Genomic DNA, 23,018 nt, shown 5'->3' with positions numbered 1-23,018 from the left:
GTCAAACCCCGCTTGCCGGAATGCCAGACCGTTCAACGGGTCGCGGAGCCGTCAGGTCTTTCCATTGGGTAAGCGCGCGGTTCACGGTGGCGTTTGGCGACCGTTCCACAAACTTACCATGCCCCTCTTCACAGCGGATTTCCCCGTCATGAACCGCCACTTGGCCACGCGTCAGAGTGAACCGCGGCAAGCCTTTGACGTGTTTGCCTTCAAAGACATTATAGTCGATTGAGGATTGCTGACCGTCGGCGGCAATGGTCTTTTCCTTCTCAGGATCCCAGACCACCAGATCCGCATCCGCCCCCACCAGAACGGCCCCTTTTTGCGGGTAGCAATTCAGGATTTTGGCAATGTTGGTTGAGGTCACGGCGACAAACTCATTCGGCGTCAACCGCCCAGTGCCAACCCCGTGCGTCCAGAGCATCGGCATGCGATCCTCAAGCCCGCCGGTGCCATTGGGGATCTTGGTGAAATCCCCCACCCCGGTGCGTTTCTGTTCGGTTGTAAACGCGCAGTGGTCGGTTGCAACGACCGACAAAGACCCCGATTGCAGGCCCGCCCACAGGCTGTCTTGGTGCTGTTTGTTGCGGAACGGCGGCGACATGACACGGCGCGCGGCATGGTCCCAATCTTTGTTGAAATACTCGGATTCGTCCAAGGTCAGATGCTGAATAAGCGGCTCGCCCCAAACGCGTTTGCCTTGCATGCGCGCGCGGCGAATAGCTTCGTGGCTGTCCTCGCAGGAGGTGTGCACAACATACAGCGGTGCACCGGCCATATCGGCAATCATGATCGCACGGTTTGTCGCCTCACCTTCGACCTGCGGCGGGCGAGAATAGGCGTGGGCTTCGGGGCCATTGTTGCCCTCGGCCAACAGGCGCGCAGACAGTTCCGCCACCACGTCGCCATTTTCGGCGTGCACCATCGGGGTGGCCCCAAGGTCAGCACAGCGGGTGAAGCTATGGAACAGCTCGTCATCATTCACCATCAACGCGCCTTTATAGGCGAGGAAGTGTTTGAACGTGTTGATGCCGCGTTTGTTCACGACCTCTTCCATGTCATTCCAAACCTGTTCGCCCCACCAAGTGATGGCCATGTGGAACGAGTAATCACAGTTCGCGCGGGTCGATTTATTGTCCCAGCGCTTCAGCGCATCCAGCAGGCTTTCGCCCTGATTGGGCAGCGCAAAATCCACCACCATCGTGGTGCCGCCCGCAAGCCCAGCGCGGGTGCCGCTTTCAAAATCATCCGAGGAATAAGTGCCCATAAACGGCATTTCCAAATGGGTGTGCGGGTCGATCCCGCCGGGCATCACGTAACACCCCGTGGCGTCCAGTTCCTTGTCGCCCTTGAGGTTTGGACCGATCTCAACAATCTTACCGCCATCCACAAGAACGTCGGATTTATAGGTCAGGTCAGCGGTGACAATGGTGCCGTTTTTGATGACTGTGGTCATACTCTCTCTCCCTGTCGTGGATCGACTTTTCTTTTTTCTTGCAGAAATACCTCGGGGGTCCGGGGGCAGTGCCCCCGGCCTGGCCTCACTCCACAATCTCCGCTGTTTCCAGCACCGCGTGCAACAATACATCCGTGCCCGCCGTGGCCCATTCCTTTGAAATCTCTTCCGCCTCATTATGCGAAAGGCCATCCACGCAGGGGCACATGATCATCGCGGTGGGCGCGACTTGGTTGATCCAGCAGGCGTCATGCCCGGCACCTGAAATCAGGTCGCGGTGCGAATACCCCAGCCGCACGGCGGCGTTGCGCACGGCGCTCACGCAGGTCTCATCAAAGGTCACAGGGTCAAACCCGCCAACCTTTTCAAAGCTGATCGTCAGCCCCATATCGTCGGCGATTTTCTGACCTTCCACACGCAAGCGCGCCTCCATATCCTCGATCACCGACAGGTCGGGCGAGCGGAAATCGACGGTGAACACCACCTTGCCGGGGATCACATTGCGCGAGTTTGGATAAACGTCGATATGGCCCGCAGCGCCCACCGCGTGCGGGGCGTGGGACCATGCGATCTCATCCACTTTTTCAAGCACTTTCGCCATGCCCAATCCGGCGTTTTTGCGCATGGGCATCGGGGTGGACCCGGTGTGGCTGTCTTTGCCTTCGATGATCACTTCGGTCCAGGAAAGCCCCTGACCGTGGGTGACAACGCCAATGTCTTTGCCTTCGGCTTCCAGAATTGGACCTTGTTCAATATGCAGCTCAAACATCGCGTGCATTTTACGTGCGCCAACGGGCTCATCGCCTTCCCAACCAATGCGTTTCAGCTCATCGCCGAATTTAATCCCTTCGGCATCTTCGCGGTCTTTGGCCCAATCTTCGGTGTGAATGCCCGCAAACACACCGGATGACAGCATCGCGGGGGCGTAACGCGTGCCCTCTTCGTTGGTCCAATTGGTTACAACGATCGGGTGTTTTGTTTTGAGGCCCAGGTCATTCATCGTGCGGATCAGTTCCAGCCCACCCAGCACGCCAAGCACCCCGTCGTATTTACCGCCGGTGGGCTGTGTATCAAGGTGAGAGCCGACATAAACCGGCAGCGCATCTGGGTCTTCGCCCGCCCGCGTGGCAAACATGTTGCCCATGGTGTCCACACCCATCGACATGCCAGCCGCCTCGCACCAATCCTGAAACAATTTGCGGCCTTCGCCGTCTTCGTCCGTCAAGGTCTGGCGGTTGTTGCCGCCCGCCACGCCGGGGCCGATTTTGGCCATATCCATCAGACTGTCCCAAAGACGGTCGCCATTGATTTTCATATTTTCGCCGGGTGCGGCCATGGTACTCTCCCTGTCACAGCGCATGTGCGCGTGGTCATCTGGCAACAGGCAGGTTCAGCATATGGGTCGCCGCGCGGGGCACGGTCAACAGCTGGGGGCATGAGGCCCCTGGCTCCCTGTTGGTTTCTCGCTCTTGCCCCGGTTGACCGGGATCTGGCGTCATACGTGAAACGGTGTATTTTTACCGTTTGGTCAACCTCGACGCTAGCACAGCGCCGAGGTCAGTCAAGCATTCTAACCCTTGATTGCGACGTATTTTGTCGCACCCAAGGGCCTGTTTTCCTATTGCCCGCGAATGATGCAGGTATTGGGGTCGGCTGATGGATTATTGGGATGTTCCAGCCATGTGCGTTTGTCGGCGGGGACTTTCATACCTGTGCGCTCGTCGATCTCATCCACACCCAATTGGCGCATGGTGATGCAGCCTTCGACCGGGCAAACATTCACGCAGAGATTACAGGCGACACATTCATCGTCTTTCACGGTGAACACGCGATCTTCTGACATCTCAATCGCCTGGTGACTGGTGTCTTCACAGGCCGCAAAACAGCGCCCACAGCTGATACAATCGTCCTGATTGATCTCGGCTTTGGTGACAAAATCAAGGTTCAGATGCTGCCAGTCGGTGACCTTTGGCGCCGCCAACCCGATGAAATCCGAGGTGCTTTCATACCCCTTTTCATCCATCCATTGGCTAAGACCCGAGATCATCTCTTGCACCACTTTAAACCCATAGGTCATCGCGGCGGTGCAGACCTGAACATTGCCAGCTCCAAGCGCCATGAACTCCGCCGCATCGCGCCAGGTCGTCACCCCGCCAATGGCCGAAATCGGCAGACCCTTGGTGTCTTGCGACCGGGCAATTTCCGCAACCATATTCATGGCAATTGGTTTCACCGCCGGACCGCAATAGCCGCCATGTGTGCCCATGCCATCAATCATCGGCTCAGGCGACATCGCATCAAGGTTCACCGAGGTGATCGAGTTGATGGTGTTGATCAAGCTCACCGCATCCGCGCCACCCCGCATCGCCGCCTGCGCGGGCATTAGAATGTTAGAGATATTCGGGGTCAGCTTCACAATACACGGCAGGTTCGAATGCTTTTTCACCCAACCGGTGACCATTTCAATATACTCAGGAACCTGCCCAACAGCGGCCCCCATGCCCCGTTCGGCCATGCCGTGCGGGCAACCAAAGTTCAGCTCGACCCCATCGGCGCCGGTCAGCTCAACTTCTTTCAGGATCTTGCGCCACGGCTCTTCTTCGCAGGGCACCATCAAGGACACGATCAGCGCGCGATCCGGGTAATCCCGTTTCACGCGGGCAATCTCCTCAAGGTTCACTTCCAAAGGACGATCCGTGATCAGTTCGATGTTGTTTAACCCCAGCAACCGACGATCCGCGCCAAAGATTGCGCCGTACCGTGGGCCAGAGACGTTGACCACGGGCGGGCCCGCCTCGCCCAAAGTTTTCCAAACGACACCGCCCCAACCGGCCTCATAGGCGCGGCGCACGTTCACCTCTTTGTCAGTTGGCGGGGCTGAGGCCAGCCAAAAGGGGTTCGGGCTTTCGATGCCCAGAAAATTGCTGTGCAAATCGGCGCCGTAGCGGGTTCCGTTCAACAGATCTTTCATGGCTTAACCCTCCCCCATCAATGTTGCGTGGATGTCTTCTGCGGCGTCGCGCCCTTCGGCCACCGCCGTCACGGTCAAATCATCGCCACCGCTGGCACAATCGCCCCCGGCCCAAACACCCGCACGCGACGTGCGCCCGGTCATGCTGATCGAGATTTTGCGCCCTTCAAGTTCCAACCCCTGCCCGTCACCAAGCGTCTGACCAATGGCCTTGAACACCTGATCGGCTGGCAGGCGAAACACCTCGCCGGTTTCCGCCAGACCGTCTGCGCCATCGGCTGTGTAAGCAAACTCAACCTCGCGCACCGCGCCATTGCCATGCACCGCTTTTGGGCTGGCATGGGTGATGATCCGCACCCCTTTTGAGGCCGCCAAATCCTGTTCAAATTTTGACGCCCCCATCCGGTCGCGCCCACGGCGATAGACCAGCGCCACATCTTCGGCACCCAGCAGTTTGGCCTGAACCGCCGCGTCCACCGCCGTCATGCCGCCGCCAATGACGACAACATGACGACCCACTGGGAGCGTGGATAGATCGGACGCTTGCCGCAAATCTGAAATGAAATCGACCGCGTCCAAAACGCCGTCTTTGTCATCACCCTCGACGCCAAGCGCATTCACGCCCGCAAGGCCCATACCAAGAAAGACCGCGTCATGATCAGCGGACAGTTTGTCCAGCGTCAGCCCATTGCCAAGGGCTTGGCCCAGCTTGACGGTGATCCCGCCAATCGACAGCAGCCACTCCACTTCGCGCGCGGCGAAATCATTGGTGGATTTGTAAGATGCGATGCCAAATTCATTCAGCCCGCCCGCCTTGGGGCGCGCATCATAAATCACCACGTCATGGCCGTGCATCGCCAAACGGTGCGCAGCCGACAACCCGGCCGGGCCAGCGCCCACAACCGCCACCGATTTCCCGGTGCTGGCGGCGCGCGTAAAGGGATGTGCCCCCATCGCTTTGTCGGTCGCATAGCGTTGCAGCTCGCCGATCACCACTGGTTTACCTTCGGCGGTTTCACGCACGCACACCTCTTCGCACAGCGTTTCCGTGGGGCACACCCGCGCGCACATCCCACCCAGAATATTCTGGTTCAGGATCGTTTTTGCCGCCGCTTCCGGCGTGCCGGTTGCGATCTGACGAATGAACAGGGGGATGTCGATTGTGGTTGGACAGGCCTCCATGCACGGGGCGTCGTGACAGAAATAGCATCTGTCTGCGGCGACCAAGGCTTCGTGGTCATTCAGCGGTGGATGTAAGTCTGAGAAATTGTCCCCGTAAGCGTCGCCACTAAGGCGGTTAGGTACAATTCCTGGCGTTGACTGGGAATTGGTCAAGGGAGCCTCCCTTTTCTCTCTGTTGGTTCATTTTTCTTTTCAGCATGGCACAGGTTTATTTTTTACCAAATAGTAAAATTTGGCCGCAACGCAGAAAAACCCGCTGACCTGTTGAAATAACAGGCGAAAAAAGTTTAGTTGAGGAAGAAATGAGCGATTAAGAAACCGCGATATGGGTGATGAGACGCCCCAAAGGGACAATTTCCACCACACATGAATCGCCGCGTCCAAGGGCACCAACGCCAGCGGGTGTGCCGGTCATGATCAAATCACCCGGCCGTAATTCGACCAAAGAAGAAAGATGAGAGATCACCTCGGGCACCGACCAAATCATGTCTGCAAGGTCGGCGTCTTGCTGCACCACACCATTTACCGACAGGGCAATTTTGCCATGACTCAGGTGCCCAACATCAGCAGAACGGTGCACTGGCCCGCATGGCGCAGAGCGATCAAACCCTTTGGCCATGTCCCAGGGGCGGCCCAGTTTTTTCGCAGCGGCTTGCACGTCCCGACGGGTCAGGTCGTTGCCAATGGCATAGCCAAACACATGATCCAACGCTTGGTCCGCGTCGATGTCAGCCCCACCGTCCCCAATGGCCACCACCAGTTCTGCCTCAAAGTGAAGGTTCTTTGTGGCGGGTGGAAATGGGATCGTCGCGCCATCTGGCACCAAAGCATCCGCCGGCTTGGTAAAGAAGAACGGCGGTTCGCGGTCCGGGTCATGGCCCATTTCACGCGCATGGGCCGCATAATTGCGCCCCACGCAAAAGATGCGACGCACGGGAAATCGCCCGCTCTCCCCAACCACCGGCAGGCTGGGTTGGGGCAGCGGATCAATCACCCATGTTGGTGCATCGTTCATTTTAAGAACGCCTTCCCCTTCATCGTGTCGGCGATTGGGGCGCCCAAAAGCGTCAGGATCGTTGGGGCCAGCTGGGTCTGACACAGGACCTCACTTTCATCCGCAATTTTACCATCCCCAAAGTAATAAAGGGCCACGTCTTGCTGTAAATCTTCGTGCCCACCGTGATGGCCGCGGTCCGTTTGGCCGTGATCGGCGGTGACGATCACCTCATACCCCATGTCGCGCCAACGGCGAATGAAGGGCGCCAACTGTTCGTCCATGGCAAAACAACCGTGGTCCATTTCGTGGGTCTCATGCCCAAACCGGTGTCCCATACTGTCGAGCGTACAGGTGTGCAGGATGCCGTAATTCAGCGAAAACCGGTCACATAACATGGTCAGCGTGGCGAAAAGATCGGTGTCCGCAGGTGTCGTCTGGTTGATCAGGTTATAGCCAGTCATCGTGTGGAACCGGCCATGGTTGATCGTGTCACTTTCCGGCTCGTCATACTCAATATCACGCACCACATCAAAAGGCGCGCGGTTGAAAAATTCGGACCAAAAAGAATGGGTCACCGCCCCGGTCGTGCCGCCCGCTTTGCGCGTTTGGCTAAAGATATCATCTTGCGCAATGCGAAAGACATTGTTGTTGCCGGTGCAGCCATGCACCTGCGGCGTGACCCCGGAATGGATCGACGCGTAGCAGCTGGCCGAGGTAGAGGGCAGCACCGCGCGCATTTTAAAAAGCTGCGCCTCGCCTGATTGCACCCAACCTTCGAGATTGCCAAACAACCGGCGAAAATTTCGCCATGGCACGCCGTCAACAACGATAAGAAGCAGTTTTTTATCCATGAGAAGCGCCTTTCCAATTTGCGCGGAGATCCTTCAGACAGGTTAGGCGTTTCGCATTACAGACTTATGCCACATGCGCGTCAATTCCTGTCGGTTTTTGACCATTTCAACGAAAACGCCGAAGGCACCTGTAGGATGCCTCCGGCGGGGATATTTTTAGAAAGAGGAAGGCGCAACCAGCGGACCGATTAGTTACCTGCGCTTTCCATTTTCCGGTTTGCAATCACCTCTTCCAACCAGCCAAGGCGCATTTCTGGCACAGAGCTGAGCAGAAGGTCGGTATAGTCGTCAAACGGCGGCGATAGCACCTCGGCTTTAGGGCCATAGCGCACCACTTTGCCCTGATACATCACCGCGATACTGTCCGCGATGGCGGAGACGGTGGCGAGATCGTGGGTGATGAACAGATAGGCCACATCTTCGATTTTCTGAAGGTTTTCCAGAAGCTTGAGGATGTCGTCGGCGACCAATGGATCGAGTGCTGAAGTCACCTCGTCACAGATAATGACCTTCGGTTTGGCAGCAAGCGCGCGGGCAATACACACACGCTGTTTTTGCCCACCGGACAGCTCAGCGGGATAGCGGTCAATAAAGCCCTCGCCCAGTTCAATCTCGTCCAAAAGCTCTACGATGCGTTTGCGTTTTTCCGCGCCTTTCATGCCGAAGTAAAACTCCAGCGGGCGGCCGATGATGGTGCCGACCGTTTGGCGCGGGTTCATCGCCACATCCGCCATCTGATAGATCATCTGCAGCTCGCGCAAATCTTCGCGGGTGCGCCCGTTCAGATCCGCGGACAATTCGCGCCCATCGAAGGTAATTTTCCCTTCACGGGGCGGCAAAAGGCCGGTGATCACCCGCGCAGTTGTCGATTTCCCCGAGCCACTTTCCCCAACAACCGCAAGGGTTTGCCCGGGGTGGAGTTCCATCACCACATTATGCAGCACGTCAAAGTTGGTGCCTTTGTAGCGCGCGGTTACATTTTCAACCCGAAGGATCGGATTGTCGGTGGGGGCCTGACCTTCGTGCTGTTTTGAACGCACGGACACCAGATCACGAGTGTAGTCTTCACGCGGGTTGTTGATGATTTGATCGGTGGTGCCATGTTCCACCATATCGCCCATGCGCAGCACCATAATCTCATCCGAGACCTGTGCCACAACGGCCAGATCATGGGTGATGTAAAGCGCCCCAACGCCGGTGTCCCGAATGGCTTCTTTGATCGCCATCAGCACGTCGATCTGCGTTGTCACATCAAGCGCCGTGGTGGGTTCATCGAACACCACCAAATCAGGTTCCGGGCAAAGCGCCAGCGCCGTCATGCAACGCTGTAGCTGACCGCCGGACACTTGGTGCGGATAGCGATCCCCGATGTTGTCCGGGTCCGGCAAGCCAAGTTTGGCGAACAGTTCCCGCGCGCGGCCCTCGGCGTCCTTTTTCGAAAACTTGCCCGCGTGAACCGACGCCTCGATCACTTGCTCCATGATCCTTTTGGCCGGGTTAAAACTGGCCGCAGCCGATTGGCTGACATAGGTCACTTCAAGGCCGCGCAGGTGGCGCAGATCCGCGCGTGAGGTGTGCAGGATTTCACGCCCGTTCACCCAAACTTCGCCGCCCGTCAGCTCAACCCCGCCCCGACCATAAGCCATTGCGGCCAGCCCGATGGTGGATTTGCCCGCACCGGATTCGCCAATCAAACCCAGCACTTTGCCCTTTTCCAGTTCAAAGCTGACACCATGCACAATGTCGATGTCTTTGGGTTTTTCGCCGGGCGGATAAATCCGTGCGCCGATTTTCAGGTTTTTGACTTTCAGAAGTGCATCGGTCATCCGCGACCCCCTTTCAAGCTGGCGGTGCGGTTCAGAACCCAGTCCGCCACGAGGTTCACAGAGATCGCAAGTGTCGCGATGGCAAATGCGGGGTAAAGCGCCGCAGGGATGCCATAGACGATACCATCTTTGTTTTCCTTCACGATGCCACCCCAGTCCGCGTTCGGGGGTTGCACCCCAAGGCCAAGGAACGACAATGTGGACACGAAGAGCACTGCGAAGATAAAGCGCAGCCCCATTTCAGCAACCAATGGCGACAGCGCATTGGGAAGGATTTCACGAAAGATCACCCAGCGATTGCCTTCGCCGCGCAGCTTGGCGGCCTCGACAAAATCCATCACGTTGATGTCCACCGCAACGGCCCGCGCCAGACGGTAAACGCGTGTGGAATCCAAAAGCCCCATCACAAGGATCAGGATCGGCATGGTCACCGGCATCACCGACAGGACCACCAGCGCAAAGATCAGCGTTGGAATTGACATAATCAGGTCAACAAAGCGGCTCATCGCTTGATCAACCCAACCGCCAATCACAGCCGCCGTCAGGCCAAGAACGGACCCAAGGGTAAAGCTTAGGATTGTGGCAGCGGTTGCGATAAAGATTGTTGTCCGACCACCATAGATCATCCGGGTCAGCAGATCGCGACCGATATTATCCGTGCCCAACCAATGCTGAGCAGACGCCACATCCCATGGAATATCGCTTACGATTTCCGTCATCGAGTAAGGCGCAATCCAAGGTGCAAAAATTGCCACAAAGAAGTAGAGCCCGGTGAAAAAGAGGCCAATCAAGGCCGCAGGAGGAATTCTCATCATTTCGGGTGCCTCAGGCGTGGATTTGCAAGGATCGACACGATGTCAGCGACCATGTTCAGACCGATATAAACAGCGGCAAAGATCAGGCCACAGGCCTGGACCACCGGCACATCACGTTTCGAGACGTGGTCCACCAGATATTGCCCCATGCCGGGATAGACAAAGACCACCTCGACAACGACAACACCCACAACCAGATAGGCCAGATTCAGCATGACCACATTCACCACCGGCGCGATCGCGTTAGGGAACGCATGGCGGTAGATCACTTGGAAACTGGACAGGCCCTTAAGTTCGGCTGTTTCGATATAGGCCGATTGCATCACGTTCAAAATGGCCGCGCGGGTCATGCGCATCATATGCGCCAGAACCACCATGGTCAGAACCGCAACCGGCAATGCGATCGCATTCAGCTTTTCAAGAAAGCTCATCGAATCGTAAACCGTTGCCACGGTAGGCGCCCAGCCCAGTTTCACGCCAACGATATACATCAGGACGTAACCGATCAGGAATTCCGGAACCGAAATTGATGCCAACGTGACCGCTGAGATCAGTTTATCAGGCCACCGTTCGCGGAAACGCACCGCAAGAAGGCCCAAGAAAATCGCCAGAGGCACGGCCACAACAGCCGCCCAGAACGCGAGGAACAGGGTGTTTTTCAACCGTCCGCCCAAGGATTTGGTGATATCTTGTCCGTTGGTCAGCGCGGTACCCAAGTCGCCTTGAATCGCCCCCGCAAGCCAGCTGAAATAGCGGCTCATGGCGGGTTCATTCAAACCAAGCTCTGCGCGCAGGTTGGCAAGGGCTTCGGGTGTTGCCGATTGACCAAGAATGGATTGCGCCACATCACCCGGAAGGATCTGCGTGCCGGCAAAAATCAGCAGGGAGGCGGCAAGGAGTAGAAGGATGCCCAGCGCTAATCGCTGGGCAATAAGTTTTAAGACAGGATGCATGGTTTGGCCTTACGCCAACCAGCAGCGTGAACTGGCGATGTTATCCATCAGTTCCCCGTTGGGATCGGGTTCGAACCCGCCAACCTTATCACTGACCGCGTCAACAAAGTCGTTGAACATCGGACAAATCAGGCCGCCTTCGTCGCGCACGATGTGACCCATCTGGCTGTAAAGCGCTTTACGCTTTGCTGGATCCAATTCCGCTTTGGCTTGGCTAAGCAGGCTGTCAAACTCGGGGTTGTTGAACCTTGTGTCGTTCCAGTCAGCGGTCGACAGATAAGCGGTCGAATACATCTGATCCTGCACCGGACGGCCACCCCAGTAAGAGGCACAGAACGGTTGCTTGTTCCAAACTTCTGACCAATAGCCATCGTTAGGCTCGCGTTTGATTTCCAGCGGGATGCCCGCAGCGGCGGCGCTTTGCTGGAACAGCTGGGCCGCATCAACCGCGCCCGGGAACGCCGCATCAGCAACGCGCAGAATGATTGGGCTTCCGTCGTGGCCAGATGCTTTATAGTGCTCTGCCGCTTTCTCAGGATCATACTCACGCTGTGGAATGGTTTCATCAAACAGTGGGTAAGAGGCATTGATCGGCATGTCGTTACCAACACCGCCATAACCTTTCAGGATCTTGTCGACCATTTCCTGACGGTTGATCGCGTATTTCAGCGCCAAACGCAGGTCTTTGTTGTCAAACGGCGCGGTGTCCGTGTGCATGATGAACACATAGTGGCCGCGGCCAGATACGTTTTTCACCGAGATCCCCGGCGCGCGATCCAGAAGGGATGCAACCTTTGGCTCAACCGAGTTCACCATGTGAACCTGACCAGATTGCAATGCTGCCATACGAGCAGTTGCATCGTTCAGAACCAACAGCTCTGTTTCCGCCGCATGACCGATGCTTTCATCCCAATGGTTTGCGAATTTTTTGAACCCATAGCGCACGCCCGGTTCATTCACTTCAACCGTATAGGGGCCGGTGCCGATCCCTGCGTTTGGATCATCCATGCCGCCGTTTGGCTGAATCACAAGGTGATAATCTGCCAGAAGGTAAGGAAGGTCCGCGTTTGGTGTGTCCAAGGTCACTGACAATGTGTTGCCGCTGACGGACATCGATTCGATGCCTTTCACGATCCCCAGAGCACCCGACTTCGATTCTTCGTTCGAGTGGCGCTCGATGGTTTTCATCGCATCTTCGGCGGTCATTGTTTTGCCGTTATGGAATTCGACGCCCTGACGCATGTTAAAATGCCAGACCTTCGCATCCGGAGAGCTTTCGATGCTCTCGGCCAGGCGCATGTCCAGCTCGCCGGTTGGCGATGCATTCACCAAGGTATCACCCCAATGACGCAGAACACCCTTGGTTGCCTGAGATGCAACCAGACCTGGATCCAATGTATCGGTGCTTGCGCCACCGTTCATACCAATCTTAAGCGTACCACCTTTTACTGGGCCCGCAGCATGTGCAGCACCCGACAGCATTGTGTTGGCAGCCGCAGCAGACACACCCAACGCAGAGGCACGGCCCAGAAAATCGCGGCGTGACAGTTTGTTCGCAGCAACGCGTTTGGATAGGTATTCAAGTTCTTTTGACATGTGGAGCTCCCATTGGTCAGGCCATTCGGCCCGTCATTATTTCTTTTGTTCCGCACAAAGCTTTGCGCAGATGAGCGGGCATGGCAAGGGCTGTAACCGACTTGCGGTAACAATATTACGACATAGAGGCGCACAGTTCCGACAATGTTACGTACAAAAAAAAGGGCCAGACAATTGCCCGGCCCTTTAAGCTTACGTTACGTAAGACGCTAGAAGTTAAGGGAAATATCCCTGTGGTAAGCCGTACAAGAGGCCATTTCCAGCGCCTGATCACGCGTAAATCGCTTCTGTAGACGCACCCCAAGGGTCCCTTTCAGGGTCTCCACATAGGATGTCAGACCCGCCCGCAGCTGGTCTTCTGCTGATCCACGCCACACGACTTGCTCTTCATAGGCCACAACCGCTTTATCATACTCGACCAATGCCGTCGCACGATCCGGCGTTTTCGACTTCAACGCTTTACGCGCCTTTTTCAGAGCCTTTTTCACATCGTCAGACCCCTCCACCGCGCTAAAGGCTTTGGTCAGCTCGTTCACAAGCCCCTCTGCCTCAGCCTCGGGTGTCGTCTCGATGGTGCTGCGCATGTCGCGAAGCGGCCCTTCAAGCGCTGCAAAATCAGCATTCGAATCCAGCACCGCCAGAACAGACAGCGGGGCTTCATACGCCGCATCTGCCGCACGACGGTACACAGCCCGCGCCTTATTCTCAGCCTGAGTGAGTTTTAGGAAGGTTGCGTGCTGATCTTCCCATGCGTCCGGAATTTCAGCCTCAAATGCCGCGATTTCAGCGTTGTAAACAGCCAATTCCGCCTCGAGCTTAGCCCGCTCCGCCGCTTCGCTTTCATCGCGAAGGCGGCTGATCCGTGTCTCAAGCTCTTTGACATGCGTGCCACGATTGCGGATTTGCTTTTCGATCCCGCGCACAACACCGTGCATTGGTCGATAGGCAGGGGCCGCTTCCTGTACCACTTCGGCAGAGGCAAATGCCTCAGCCAATTTGGCCATCGCGGTGTCCGCTTGATCCAAGCCGCCGGCTAAATCCTTTGCCAGATCTTTTGGCAGAACCGACAGGTCCAGCCCGCGCGCCGCAGCAATCGCATCCGCGGTTGCGGTGCTTTGCATCAGCTGCTGACCCACATAATCCTCAAGGCACAGTTGCAACTTGGGGTTACGCGGGGGCGGGCTGCTTTCCGACAGGAAACTGACGCGGTTTGGCAAATAGTTCACCAGCGGCGGAAAGCCCCCCACAATGGTCAGCGCCGAGATTTGCAGCAGAATGAATGCAATCACGCCTTTGTACATCTGCACGGTCTTTACCACCGCGGGCGCAACACCGCGTAGGTAAAAGAGCGCAAAGCCAAACGGTGGGGTGAGGAAGCTGGTTTGAATGTTCAAACCGATCATCACACCCAACCAAACGGCAGTGATGTTGGCAGACGGGTCCGCCAGCAGGATCGGCGCCACAATCGGCACAACCACAACGGCGATCTCGATGAAATCCAGAAAGAAACCCAAGATGAAGATCACCAACATCACGATGATAAACTGCATCCAGAACCCACCTGGCAGGCCGAGCAAGAATTCCTTCACCAACTCCTCGCCGCCAAAGGCGCGGAAGGCGGCGGTCAACATGGCGGCCCCCAACAGGATGATAAACACCAACGAAGTTGTCTTGGCTGTTTCCAGCATCACACCTTGAAGGGTGTTTTCAATCTTAAAGATCCGCGCGCCCGACCACACCAGCGCCACCAAAAGCATCACGGTGGCAAAGGCGCCAATGGCAATACCCAGCTGGTCAGCGCCGCTGTCAATCGCTTTGATGTTCATATCAAAACTGGTCAGTGCAAAGGCAATCATGCCCATTGCCAAAAGAGCCATCAGCGCGGGGTAGTAAAGCGTTTTACCCCCCTTGGGCAGACGATACCCGGCCATGATCATCGCCCCGGCGGCACCAATGGCCCCGGCTTGGTTCACGGTCGCGATCCCCGCAATAATGGACCCAAGCACCAGAAAGATCAGCGCAAGTGGCGGCACCAGAGTGATGGCAACATTGCGCAGGAAACCCGCGTCAAATTTGCCTTCGTACGGCACGGCGGGCGCATGTTTCGGGCGCAAGATCGCAAAGACCAAGATGTAGAGCATATAGAGCCCGACCAAAACCATGCCGGGGATAAACGCGCCAAGAAACATCTCGCCTGCGGATGTCGACGCCACGTCGAATACGGATGGCATCGACAATTCGCCCGTTGCCTCTTTGTGTAAAAGCTTTCGCGCCGTGGACGCCTGGTCCGTGGCGGATGCCAATTGGTCCGCAAGGATAATCAGAACAATCGACGGCGGGATAATCTGACCCAGTGTGCCAGAGGCCGCAATGGTGCCGGTCGCCAAAGATGACGAGTAATTGTTGCGCAACATCGCGGGCAATGAGATCAGGCCCATCGCCACAACAGTTGCCCCCACGATCCCCGTGGTCGCCGCCAAAAGCGCGCCCACAAAGACAACCGAGATGCCCAGACCGCCGGGCACGGGGCCAAACAGCCGTGCCATGGTAACCAAAAGGTCTTCGGCAATTTTTGAACGTTGCAGCATGATGCCCATGAAGATGAACAATGGGATCGCAATCAGCGTATCTCGCTCCACCTCCCAATAGACGCCGCGAAGGTTGGTCACGCCGGCCGACAGCCATTGGCTTGGCCCACCGGAATGAAAATACGCATCGGTGGAGCCGGCAAAGAAATAGCCGGTGCCTGCGGCAATCCCGATGGTGATAATGGCCGCACCCGGCAGCGCAAAGGCCACCGGAAAGCCGGACCCAAGGGACATGGCCATAATCAGGATGAGAAGGGCGAGGAAATAGAGTTCCATGATCTGATATCCTGTTAGTGTGCCGCCGGGGCAATTTCGCGATGGCCCGGCTCGTCACGTTTGTCGGCCACGGCCTCGAGGAAATAGCTGACGAATTGGATCAGCATTGTTGTGGCAAAAATCGCAAGGAATGCCGCCATCTGATACTTGATGAACATGCCGACGCCGCCCGCTTGCGAGATTTCGAAGTTGACGATGGGACTGTTGATGATCGCCGTTTTGCCATTCAGGCCGACGATCAGGATCACCCAAACGGTGCTCATGCCCAGCGCGATGGCACCGAAGGCATTGACAAATCCACGGGTGGTGCGGCCAAAGCCTGCGTAAAGAACATCTACGCGAACGTGCCCTTCTTCAAACAGGGTATAGGCTGAGGCAAACAGGAACAAAGCAGCGTACCAATAGCGCACAAGGTCGCCCATCAACGCTTGCTCATAAGAAAACACAAAGCGTGAGATCACGATCAAAAGCTCTGCGGCCACAATCATCAAGGCAAGCCATGTAAAGCCCAGCGTGCGGGTAAAGCCGGCAACGACCAACCCGGCGAACACCAGAGGAATGTGGATATAGGGCCCAACCCAACGCGCCTTGCTGAAAAGCTTAACGGTGTCTTCGGCAAATATCGCGGCCAAGATCCCCTCGACACGCATAAAGGCAATCGCGCTGTCGACAATCCCGACAAACAAAACCGTCCAGAAGGCGGCGCGGATCAGATATGTGTTGAACCTGTGGATCGTCATCGCGTCCCAACGCAGCGCGTTACCTGGCGTGCGCAACACAAACAGCACCGCAACGGTGATGCTTGCGGCGTAGACTGCGGCATTGACCCAAGCGGCCCCACCAGCGGCGCCCGAAAACAATGGCTTAACGCCCGGCATTCCGAACCCAACCACAAGGACGTTGTTAACCATATAGGCAAACAGCACAGCCAGCATCCCCCAGCCAAAAAGGCGGGCGGGAACGGCGGGTTCACCGGTTCGTTGAATATTTGCAAAATCGCTTGGCATCTGCTTCCCCATAAGCGCCGCACCCGGTGATATCCCAGGGGCGCTTGTAAAAGAGCGGGGCCAAAAAAGCCCCGCTCTGGTTTTGTTATGACATCAGTCGCTTACGACAGGCCCAGCACACGGTTACGCTGGTTGACATAGCCGATTTCGAACTGGTTCATCATTGAACCCATTTCGCGCAGCTTGGATTGGAAGCTGTCGTTCACACGAGCGGCAAGTTCCGAATGGTCGCGCACTTCTGAGAACACTTCTTCAGCGGCTTCACCAAAGCTGTCCCAAACATCGTCGTTAAACGCACGTACCTGAACGCCCTGCTCGTCAACAAGCTTGGCCAGATATTCACCGTTTTTCGCGATGTTTTCTTCGTAGGCGGCTGCGTTCTCTTCCATACAAGCGGCTTCGATCACAGCTTTTTCCCAGTCGGACAGACCTTCGTACCAAGATTTGTTCATACCAAAGGACAGACCGCCACCGGGTTCATGCATACCAGCGGTGTAATAGTATTTCGCCGCCTCATAGAACTTCATGAAGTAATCGTTGTACGGACCAACCCATTCGGTTGCGTCAATCGAACCAGACACAAGGTTTTCATAGATTTGCGAACCAGGCAGCGACACGGTTGATGCGCCCAGTTTCGACAGAACCTGACCACCAAGGCCCGGAATACGCATTTTCAGACCTTTCAGGTCATCTGCGCTTTCGATTTCTTTGTTGAACCAACCGCCCGCTTGGGTACCGGTTGCGCCACAAGTGAACGCTTTCAGGCCGAATTGATCAGACACTTCGTCCCACAGCTCTTGGCCGCCGCCGAATTTGATCCAAGCGTTCCACTCGGGGTTGGACATGCCAAACGGAACCGAGGTGAAATAGTTGAAGGCAGGGTGTTTCCCAGCCCAGTAATATTCAGCGGCGATATAGGCTTGGCTGTTGCCAGATGCCACTTCGTCAAACGAGTCAAACGCACCAACGCGTTCGCCTGCCGCGAAGTATTCCACTTTGAAGTGACCGTCAGACAGTTGCGCAATGCGATCTGCAAGACGCTGAGCAGAAATCCCCAAACCCGGGAAGTCACGCGGCCATGTCGATACGATTGTCAGGGTCTTACCGCCCTGGGCAAGTGCGGGTGTCGCCAATGCGGTCGCGCCTGCACCAAGTGCAGCGCCCGTCAGAAACTTACGGCGTTCCATCATAAAAATTTCTCCTCCGAGTTTTTCAGTTCTCTTGTTGTCAGACGATGGCGGCCCACATCTCTCCCAGGGTCACCTACGTTGCCACGGACATTACTACGGAGTTGAAACAAGAATTCAAATGATAATTTCACGAAGTGGTAATATTAATTTACCAATTCATGAAATTGCCGCCTACACTCTGCCAACTAACTTGCGAAAAAACCTTGTTTTCTTAGCTATTTTGACCATTTGATAAAGTCGGCGCCTTCAGGTTGACGTTACGAATATATCGGGTCGCTTTTGGCGAGAGGTCCGCCACTCCCCTACACCTTCGAGGGAAAAATTAGCCAAATTTACTTTTCTGCTTGGATATTTCATTTTTTGAACTATGTACGGCAAGTCTCGATTCCACACCAAAGGAACACCATGTCCAATTGCAATGACGACCCACTGTATCTGCAAACCGCCGCACCGAATATTGAACCCGAATTGCGGGCCATTATGGGGGCGATTGCCCTGCATTCTTTTCTCGAGATGCAGGTCGAATGCAATGTCATTGATGATGGGCTGACCAAATTTGAACGCAACCTGCTGATCCGGCTGGATCAACCCAAACGCTTGGGTCAGCTCGCGCGCGACACAAACTCCCTGCCCTCGACCATGACCGCCGCAGCGGATCAGCTAGAGCGCGCAGGGTTTGTCTCGCGCCAGCGCGATCCAAATGATCGGCGCGCCTGGCTTTTGGTCTTGACCGAACAGGGCGCCAATCACCGTGCTGAAATTGTGCAACTGTCGCGTACTTTGTTGCAAGACATCCTGCACCTCACCGATGACGAATTAAAGAGCTATGCCGATATCGGCACCAAAATCCACGCCAATATCCAATTGGCCATGCAAAACCCGGACCAACCCGAAATTACGAGAGCCGCACAATGACCCTTATGAAACCCATTCTGGCCGCAACCGCGCTGACCATGATCGTCAGCTTGTCGCCCGTTCTGGCCCAAGACTCCATTAAACCCGTCAAACTCATGACCATCGCGGACACCTCTGCCAGCCTCGATCGAATTTTTTATGGCAAGGTTGTTGCCCGTCAAACCGTCGATCTTGCCTTTCAGGTCGGCGGGCAGTTGATCGATTTTCCCGTCATTGAAGGTGACGTGATTCCTATGGGCGCGTTGATCGCGCAATTGGACCAAGAGCAATACTCGCTTGCGTTGGAACAAGCACAACTGCAGAAGGATCAGGCCGACCGCACGCTGACGCGACTGACCAAATTACAGGGGCAAACTGTCAGCCAGGTTAAGCTGGACGATGCCACCACCCAGGCCAGCCTCGCGGATATTGCCGTGCGCAAAGCCGAATTTGATCTGGAACACACCACGCTATCAGCCCCGTTTGACGCGTTGGTCGCCACCCGGAATGTCGGCAATTTTGTCACCATCGGCGCTGGGAAACCCGTCGTGCGGCTGCACGACATGAGCGAAATTCGCATTGATATCGACGTGCCCGAGGTCTTGTTCCAAACGGCGGGTAAAGGCGGCCCGGTCACCATCACCGCGCGCTTTCCGTCCAGCGACAACACCTATCGGCTTGAGATCCGCGAGTTCAACGCAGAGGCCTCGGCCGCGGGGCAAACCTATCGCCTGACACTCGGCATGGAGACCCCCAGTGATCTGGTGGTGTTGCCCGGATCCTCGGTGGATGTTCTGACCCACGCCAGCTTGGGCAAACAAGAAATCATCGTCCCGGTGACCGCCATTGCGACAGATGCAGACGGCAGTGTGTCGGTCCGCATTTATGAGGAAACAGAAGATGGTAAAGGCGTGATCAAGGCCGCGCCAATCGAGGTGAAGCCCGCCGAGAATGGCGACTTCGTGGTTCTGTCCGGCCTCGCGCCAGGACAACAAATTGTGGCAGCTGGTGCCAATCGGGTTGCGGATGGTCAAACCGTGCGCCCGTTCACCGGCCTCGCCAACTAGGAGCGTTTTCCAATGGTGAATATCGCACGCGCGTCCATCGAAAAGCCGCTTTATACATGGCTTTTGATCCTCACAATGCTGCTGGGCGGCATCTGGGGCTTTTTCAATCTGGGTCGATTAGAAGATCCGGCCTTTACCATCAAACAATCCGTGGTGATCACACAATATCCCGGTGCCTCTGCTGAACAGGTGGCGACCGAAGTGTCAGAGCCGCTGGAAAGCGCCATCCAAAAGATGGAAGAGATCAAAAAGATCACATCGATCAACCAACCCGGCCAATCCAGAATCGATGTCGAGATCAAATCAACCTATCCCGCCGAAGCGTTGCCGGCCATTTGGACCCGTCTGCGCGCCCGGGTGCGGGATGCCGCGCGCAACCTGCCACAGGGCGTTCAAACGCCAATGGTGAATGACAGTTTTGGGGATGTGTTTGGTCTGTATTATGCCGTCACAGCCCCCGGTTTCACAGACGCTGAATTGCACGATCTTGGCACCTTCCTGCGCCGAGAGTTGTTGGTTGTGGACGGGGTTGCGGATGTCGATCTGATGGGTCTTCCCGAAGAGGCGATCTTTATCGAACCTGACCTCACGCTCACCGTCAATCAGGGTATTCCACCAAATGCCATCGCCAACGCACTGTCGACTGCGAACTCGGTCGTCTCTGCCGGTGAAATCGCTGCTGGCGAAAGCCGTGTGCAGATCGAGGCACCCGAAGGATCCGACACCGTATCCGCCATTGCCGAACTGAGTGTTGGGTTGAATGGCAACCTGTTGAACCTTGTGGATTTTGCCTCTGTGACCCGCGCGCGCGTGGAAAACCCAAGCCAGATCATCCGCTATAATGGCCAAGATGCCTTTACCCTTGCGATTGCGGGTCTGGAAACCGAAGACATTGTCAAAGTGGGTCATCGGGTTGACGATCGCCTTACGGAGCTTTCACAAGTCATTCCGTATGGGGTGGAGCTTCAGCCGATCTATCAACAGCACATCGTTGTTGAAAAAGCCTCCAATGACTTTCTGATCAACCTCGCCATGTCGGTGGGCATCGTGATTATCGTGCTTGGCCTGTTCATGGGGTGGCGCGCTGCGATTGTGATCGGCACCACGCTCTTGCTGACTGTTGTGGGCACGCTTTTGTTCATGTGGCTCTTCTCGATTGAGATGGAGCGGATTTCGCTGGGTGCCCTGATCATTGCGATGGGGATGCTGGTGGACAACGCCATTGTTGTGGCGGAAGGGATGCAAATCTCGATGCTGCGCGGGCGCAACTCGCGACAGGCAGCGGATGACGCGGCGAAGAAAACCCAAATCCCACTGTTGGGGGCGACGGTCATTGGGATCATGGCCTTTGCGGGGATCGGCCTGTCACCCGACAGCACCGGCGAGTTTCTTTTCTCGCTGTTTGCCGTGATTGGTATTTCCCTGATGCTCAGCTGGGTCTTGGCGCTGACGGTCACCCCGTTCCTGGGACATCACCTGTTTAAGCTGGACAACCAGTCCGCAGAAGATGCCTATTCCGGGCGTTTCTTTGTGTTCTACAAAAAGATGCTGGATTGGGCACTGACCCTGCGCTGGCCGGTGATTGCCGGGATGATCGCCATCACTGTGGCATGTTTTGGGGGCTTCGCATCGGTGAAGCAACAGTTCTTCCCGAACTCAAACACACCGCTGTTTTTTGTCAGGTATCAGCTGCCACAAGGCACGCCGATCACCAAAACTTCGGACGATCTGAAGGTCATGGAAAGCTGGTTGTTGGACCAGGAAGAGGTGGTGTCTGTCGCGGCCTATGCGGGCCAAGGCGCCACACGTTTCATGCTGACCTATGATGCGGGGCAAGCCAATCCTGCGTATGGCCACCTGATCATCCGAACCGAAACCATCGACGAAATTCCGGCGCTGCGCAAACGGCTGGAGGCCTTCGGGGCCGAAAGCTTCCCCGAGGCGGATTTCCGGGTCGAACGGTTGGTGTTTGGTCCGCCAAGCGGAACGCCCATTCAGGTGCGCCTGTCGGGCAGCGACCCAAAAGTGCTGCGGCAATTGGCGGATGACGTTAGTGCGGTTATGAAGGGGGCCTCTGACAACCTGATCAACATTCAAGCCGATTGGCGCGAACAGGAATTGTCGGTTGTGCCGATTCACGCCACCAACCGCGCCCAGTCCGCCGGCATTACGCGTGATGCGATTGCCAGCAGCCTTTTGTTCTCAACGGATGGGATCCGGGCGGGTGTATACCGTGAACGGGAACGACAAATTCCCATTATTTTGCGCAGCCCGCGCGATCGGAGCTATAGCCTGAATGATCAGCTGATTTACTCGCCTATTTCCGGTCATCAAATGCCAATTGAGCAAGTCACAGATGGCTTTGATTACACGGTCGAAAACACGCTGTTCAAACGTTGGAACCGCGTGCCAACCATCGCGGTTGGGGCCTCGATCCCGGCGGATAAGACCGCGGCATTTGTGCATTCCGAAGTCCGCGCGGCTGTTGAGGCAATGGACCTGCCACCGGGTTATTCAATGGAGTGGGGCGGCGAATTTGAAAGCTCGTCCGAGGCCAATGCAAGCTTGGGCAAGCAACTTCCTGTCAGTTTGTTGGTCATGGTCATGATCTCAATCCTGCTGTTCAATGCGGTGCGCCAACCGCTGATTATCTGGCTGTTGGTGCCAATGTCGGTGAACGGTGTGGTGATTGGCCTGCTTGGCACCGGCCTGCCCTTTACCTTCACCGCGCTTCTTGGCTTGCTCAGCCTGTCGGGCATGCTGATCAAAAACGGCATTGTCCTGGTCGAAGAGATCGACCTTGTGCGCGAAGAAGGTGTCGAATTGCGCAAGGCCATTATTGATGCGTCCGCCTCGCGGGTACGTCCCGTTGCATTGGCCGCGATCACCACGATCCTTGGTATGATCCCACTTTTGTCAGATGCGTTTTTCGTGTCGATGTCGGTGACGATCATGGGCGGGCTGGCCTTTGCGTCACTGCTCACGCTGGTGGCAGCGCCAGTGCTGTATTACGTGTTTTTCAAGCGTGAAGAAACACGCGAAAGGGCCGCAAAAGCCGCGTGATATCAGCAAAATTGAACGATAAATGCCGCCCATTGGACCTGTCTGATGGGCGGTTTTTTTGTACAAATCGCCCAAACCAACGTCGTCAAAACACCTTCCCCAAAAGGGGTGAGAGTTCATTTCACGAAAAAGAGAAAATCTGGAGCGGGCGGCGGGAATCGAACCCGCGTCATTAGCTTGGAAGGCTAAGGTCTTACCACTACACAACGCCCGCCCAGTGAATTCATCACATATTTCATACTGTTCAGAGCGTCAAGAGCGAGAGGTGAAACATCTTGGCGCAAGT

16 protein-coding genes and 1 tRNA gene are annotated in these 23,018 nt (G+C 56.1%); 3 read left to right on the top strand and 14 right to left on the bottom strand.

Annotation, left to right across the window (positions count from 1 at the left end):
- Nucleotide 1 precedes the first annotated feature (1 nt).
- From hydA to KKW20_RS12370, 13 genes are all read right to left on the bottom strand, one after another.
- Nucleotides 2-1,456: a dihydropyrimidinase gene (gene hydA, locus KKW20_RS12430; protein WP_214568206.1), complete on the bottom strand. Its 1,455-nt coding sequence runs from the start codon at nt 1,454-1,456 to the stop codon at nt 2-4.
- A gap of 85 nt (nt 1,457-1,541) precedes the next feature.
- Nucleotides 1,542-2,792 carry a Zn-dependent hydrolase gene (locus tag KKW20_RS12425; protein WP_214568205.1) on the bottom strand — a complete coding sequence of 417 codons (1,251 nt, stop codon included), beginning with the start codon at nt 2,790-2,792 and terminating at the stop codon, nt 1,542-1,544.
- Nucleotides 2,793-3,074: 282 nt separating this feature from the next.
- A complete protein-coding gene (gene preA, locus KKW20_RS12420; RefSeq protein ID WP_214568204.1) occupies nt 3,075-4,427 on the bottom strand; it encodes an NAD-dependent dihydropyrimidine dehydrogenase subunit PreA in 1,353 nt (450 codons plus the stop codon).
- 3 nt (nt 4,428-4,430) lie between these two features.
- Nucleotides 4,431-5,762, bottom strand: coding sequence for an NAD(P)-dependent oxidoreductase (locus KKW20_RS12415; protein ID WP_214568203.1), 1,332 nt, complete (start codon nt 5,760-5,762; stop codon nt 4,431-4,433).
- A 157-nt stretch (nt 5,763-5,919) separates the two neighbouring features.
- On the bottom strand, nt 5,920-6,624 hold the full coding sequence (locus tag KKW20_RS12410; RefSeq protein ID WP_214568202.1) for a fumarylacetoacetate hydrolase family protein: 705 nt from the start codon (nt 6,622-6,624) through the stop codon (nt 5,920-5,922).
- Complete coding sequence (locus KKW20_RS12405) at nt 6,621-7,457, bottom strand: alkaline phosphatase family protein (protein ID WP_214568201.1); 837 nt, start codon at nt 7,455-7,457, stop codon at nt 6,621-6,623. Before KKW20_RS12405 ends, KKW20_RS12410 begins: the two co-directional genes overlap by 4 nt.
- Before the next feature lie 188 nt (nt 7,458-7,645).
- Nucleotides 7,646-9,283, bottom strand: coding sequence for an ABC transporter ATP-binding protein (locus KKW20_RS12400; RefSeq protein ID WP_214568200.1), 1,638 nt, complete (start codon nt 9,281-9,283; stop codon nt 7,646-7,648).
- Nucleotides 9,280-10,098, bottom strand: coding sequence for an ABC transporter permease (locus KKW20_RS12395; RefSeq protein ID WP_214568199.1), 819 nt, complete (start codon nt 10,096-10,098; stop codon nt 9,280-9,282). The genes KKW20_RS12400 and KKW20_RS12395 overlap by 4 nt, the downstream gene beginning before the upstream one ends.
- Nucleotides 10,095-11,051, bottom strand: coding sequence for an ABC transporter permease (locus KKW20_RS12390; RefSeq protein ID WP_214568198.1), 957 nt, complete (start codon nt 11,049-11,051; stop codon nt 10,095-10,097). The genes KKW20_RS12395 and KKW20_RS12390 overlap by 4 nt, the downstream gene beginning before the upstream one ends.
- 9 nt (nt 11,052-11,060) lie before the next feature.
- Nucleotides 11,061-12,647, bottom strand: a complete 1,587-nt coding sequence (locus KKW20_RS12385; protein WP_214568197.1) for an ABC transporter substrate-binding protein — start codon at nt 12,645-12,647, stop codon at nt 11,061-11,063.
- Between the two features lie 209 nt (nt 12,648-12,856).
- Nucleotides 12,857-15,511, bottom strand: coding sequence for a TRAP transporter large permease (locus KKW20_RS12380; protein WP_214568196.1), 2,655 nt, complete (start codon nt 15,509-15,511; stop codon nt 12,857-12,859).
- Between the two features lie 14 nt (nt 15,512-15,525).
- Nucleotides 15,526-16,518 carry a TRAP transporter small permease subunit gene (locus KKW20_RS12375; RefSeq protein ID WP_214568195.1) on the bottom strand — a complete coding sequence of 331 codons (993 nt, stop codon included), beginning with the start codon at nt 16,516-16,518 and terminating at the stop codon, nt 15,526-15,528.
- Nucleotides 16,519-16,619: 101 nt separating this feature from the next.
- Nucleotides 16,620-17,708: a TRAP transporter substrate-binding protein gene (locus tag KKW20_RS12370; protein ID WP_246534587.1), complete on the bottom strand. Its 1,089-nt coding sequence runs from the start codon at nt 17,706-17,708 to the stop codon at nt 16,620-16,622.
- A 405-nt stretch (nt 17,709-18,113) separates the two neighbouring features.
- Here KKW20_RS12370 and KKW20_RS12365 point away from each other — a divergent pair, with 405 nt between their 5' ends.
- From KKW20_RS12365 to KKW20_RS12355, 3 genes are read left to right on the top strand one after another with little or no spacing between them, the layout of a single operon-like run.
- A complete protein-coding gene (locus tag KKW20_RS12365) occupies nt 18,114-18,623 on the top strand; it encodes a MarR family winged helix-turn-helix transcriptional regulator (protein WP_214568194.1) in 510 nt (169 codons plus the stop codon).
- Nucleotides 18,620-19,669 (top strand): efflux RND transporter periplasmic adaptor subunit, encoded by a 1,050-nt coding sequence (locus KKW20_RS12360; protein WP_343207590.1) that lies wholly within the window; start codon nt 18,620-18,622, stop codon nt 19,667-19,669. Before KKW20_RS12365 ends, KKW20_RS12360 begins: the two co-directional genes overlap by 4 nt.
- A 15-nt stretch (nt 19,670-19,684) precedes the next feature.
- Nucleotides 19,685-22,732, top strand: a complete 3,048-nt coding sequence (locus KKW20_RS12355) for an efflux RND transporter permease subunit (RefSeq protein WP_214568250.1) — start codon at nt 19,685-19,687, stop codon at nt 22,730-22,732.
- A gap of 140 nt (nt 22,733-22,872) precedes the next feature.
- Here the strand turns inward: KKW20_RS12355 and KKW20_RS12350 are convergent.
- Nucleotides 22,873-22,946, bottom strand: a tRNA-Gly gene (locus tag KKW20_RS12350).
- Between the last annotated feature and the right edge of the window lie 72 nt (nt 22,947-23,018).

It is taken from the genome of Aliiroseovarius lamellibrachiae, assembly GCF_018599245.1.
Lineage (GTDB): Bacteria > Pseudomonadota > Alphaproteobacteria > Rhodobacterales > Rhodobacteraceae > Aliiroseovarius > Aliiroseovarius lamellibrachiae.
This window is presented reverse-complemented; position numbering and strand designations above follow the sequence as displayed.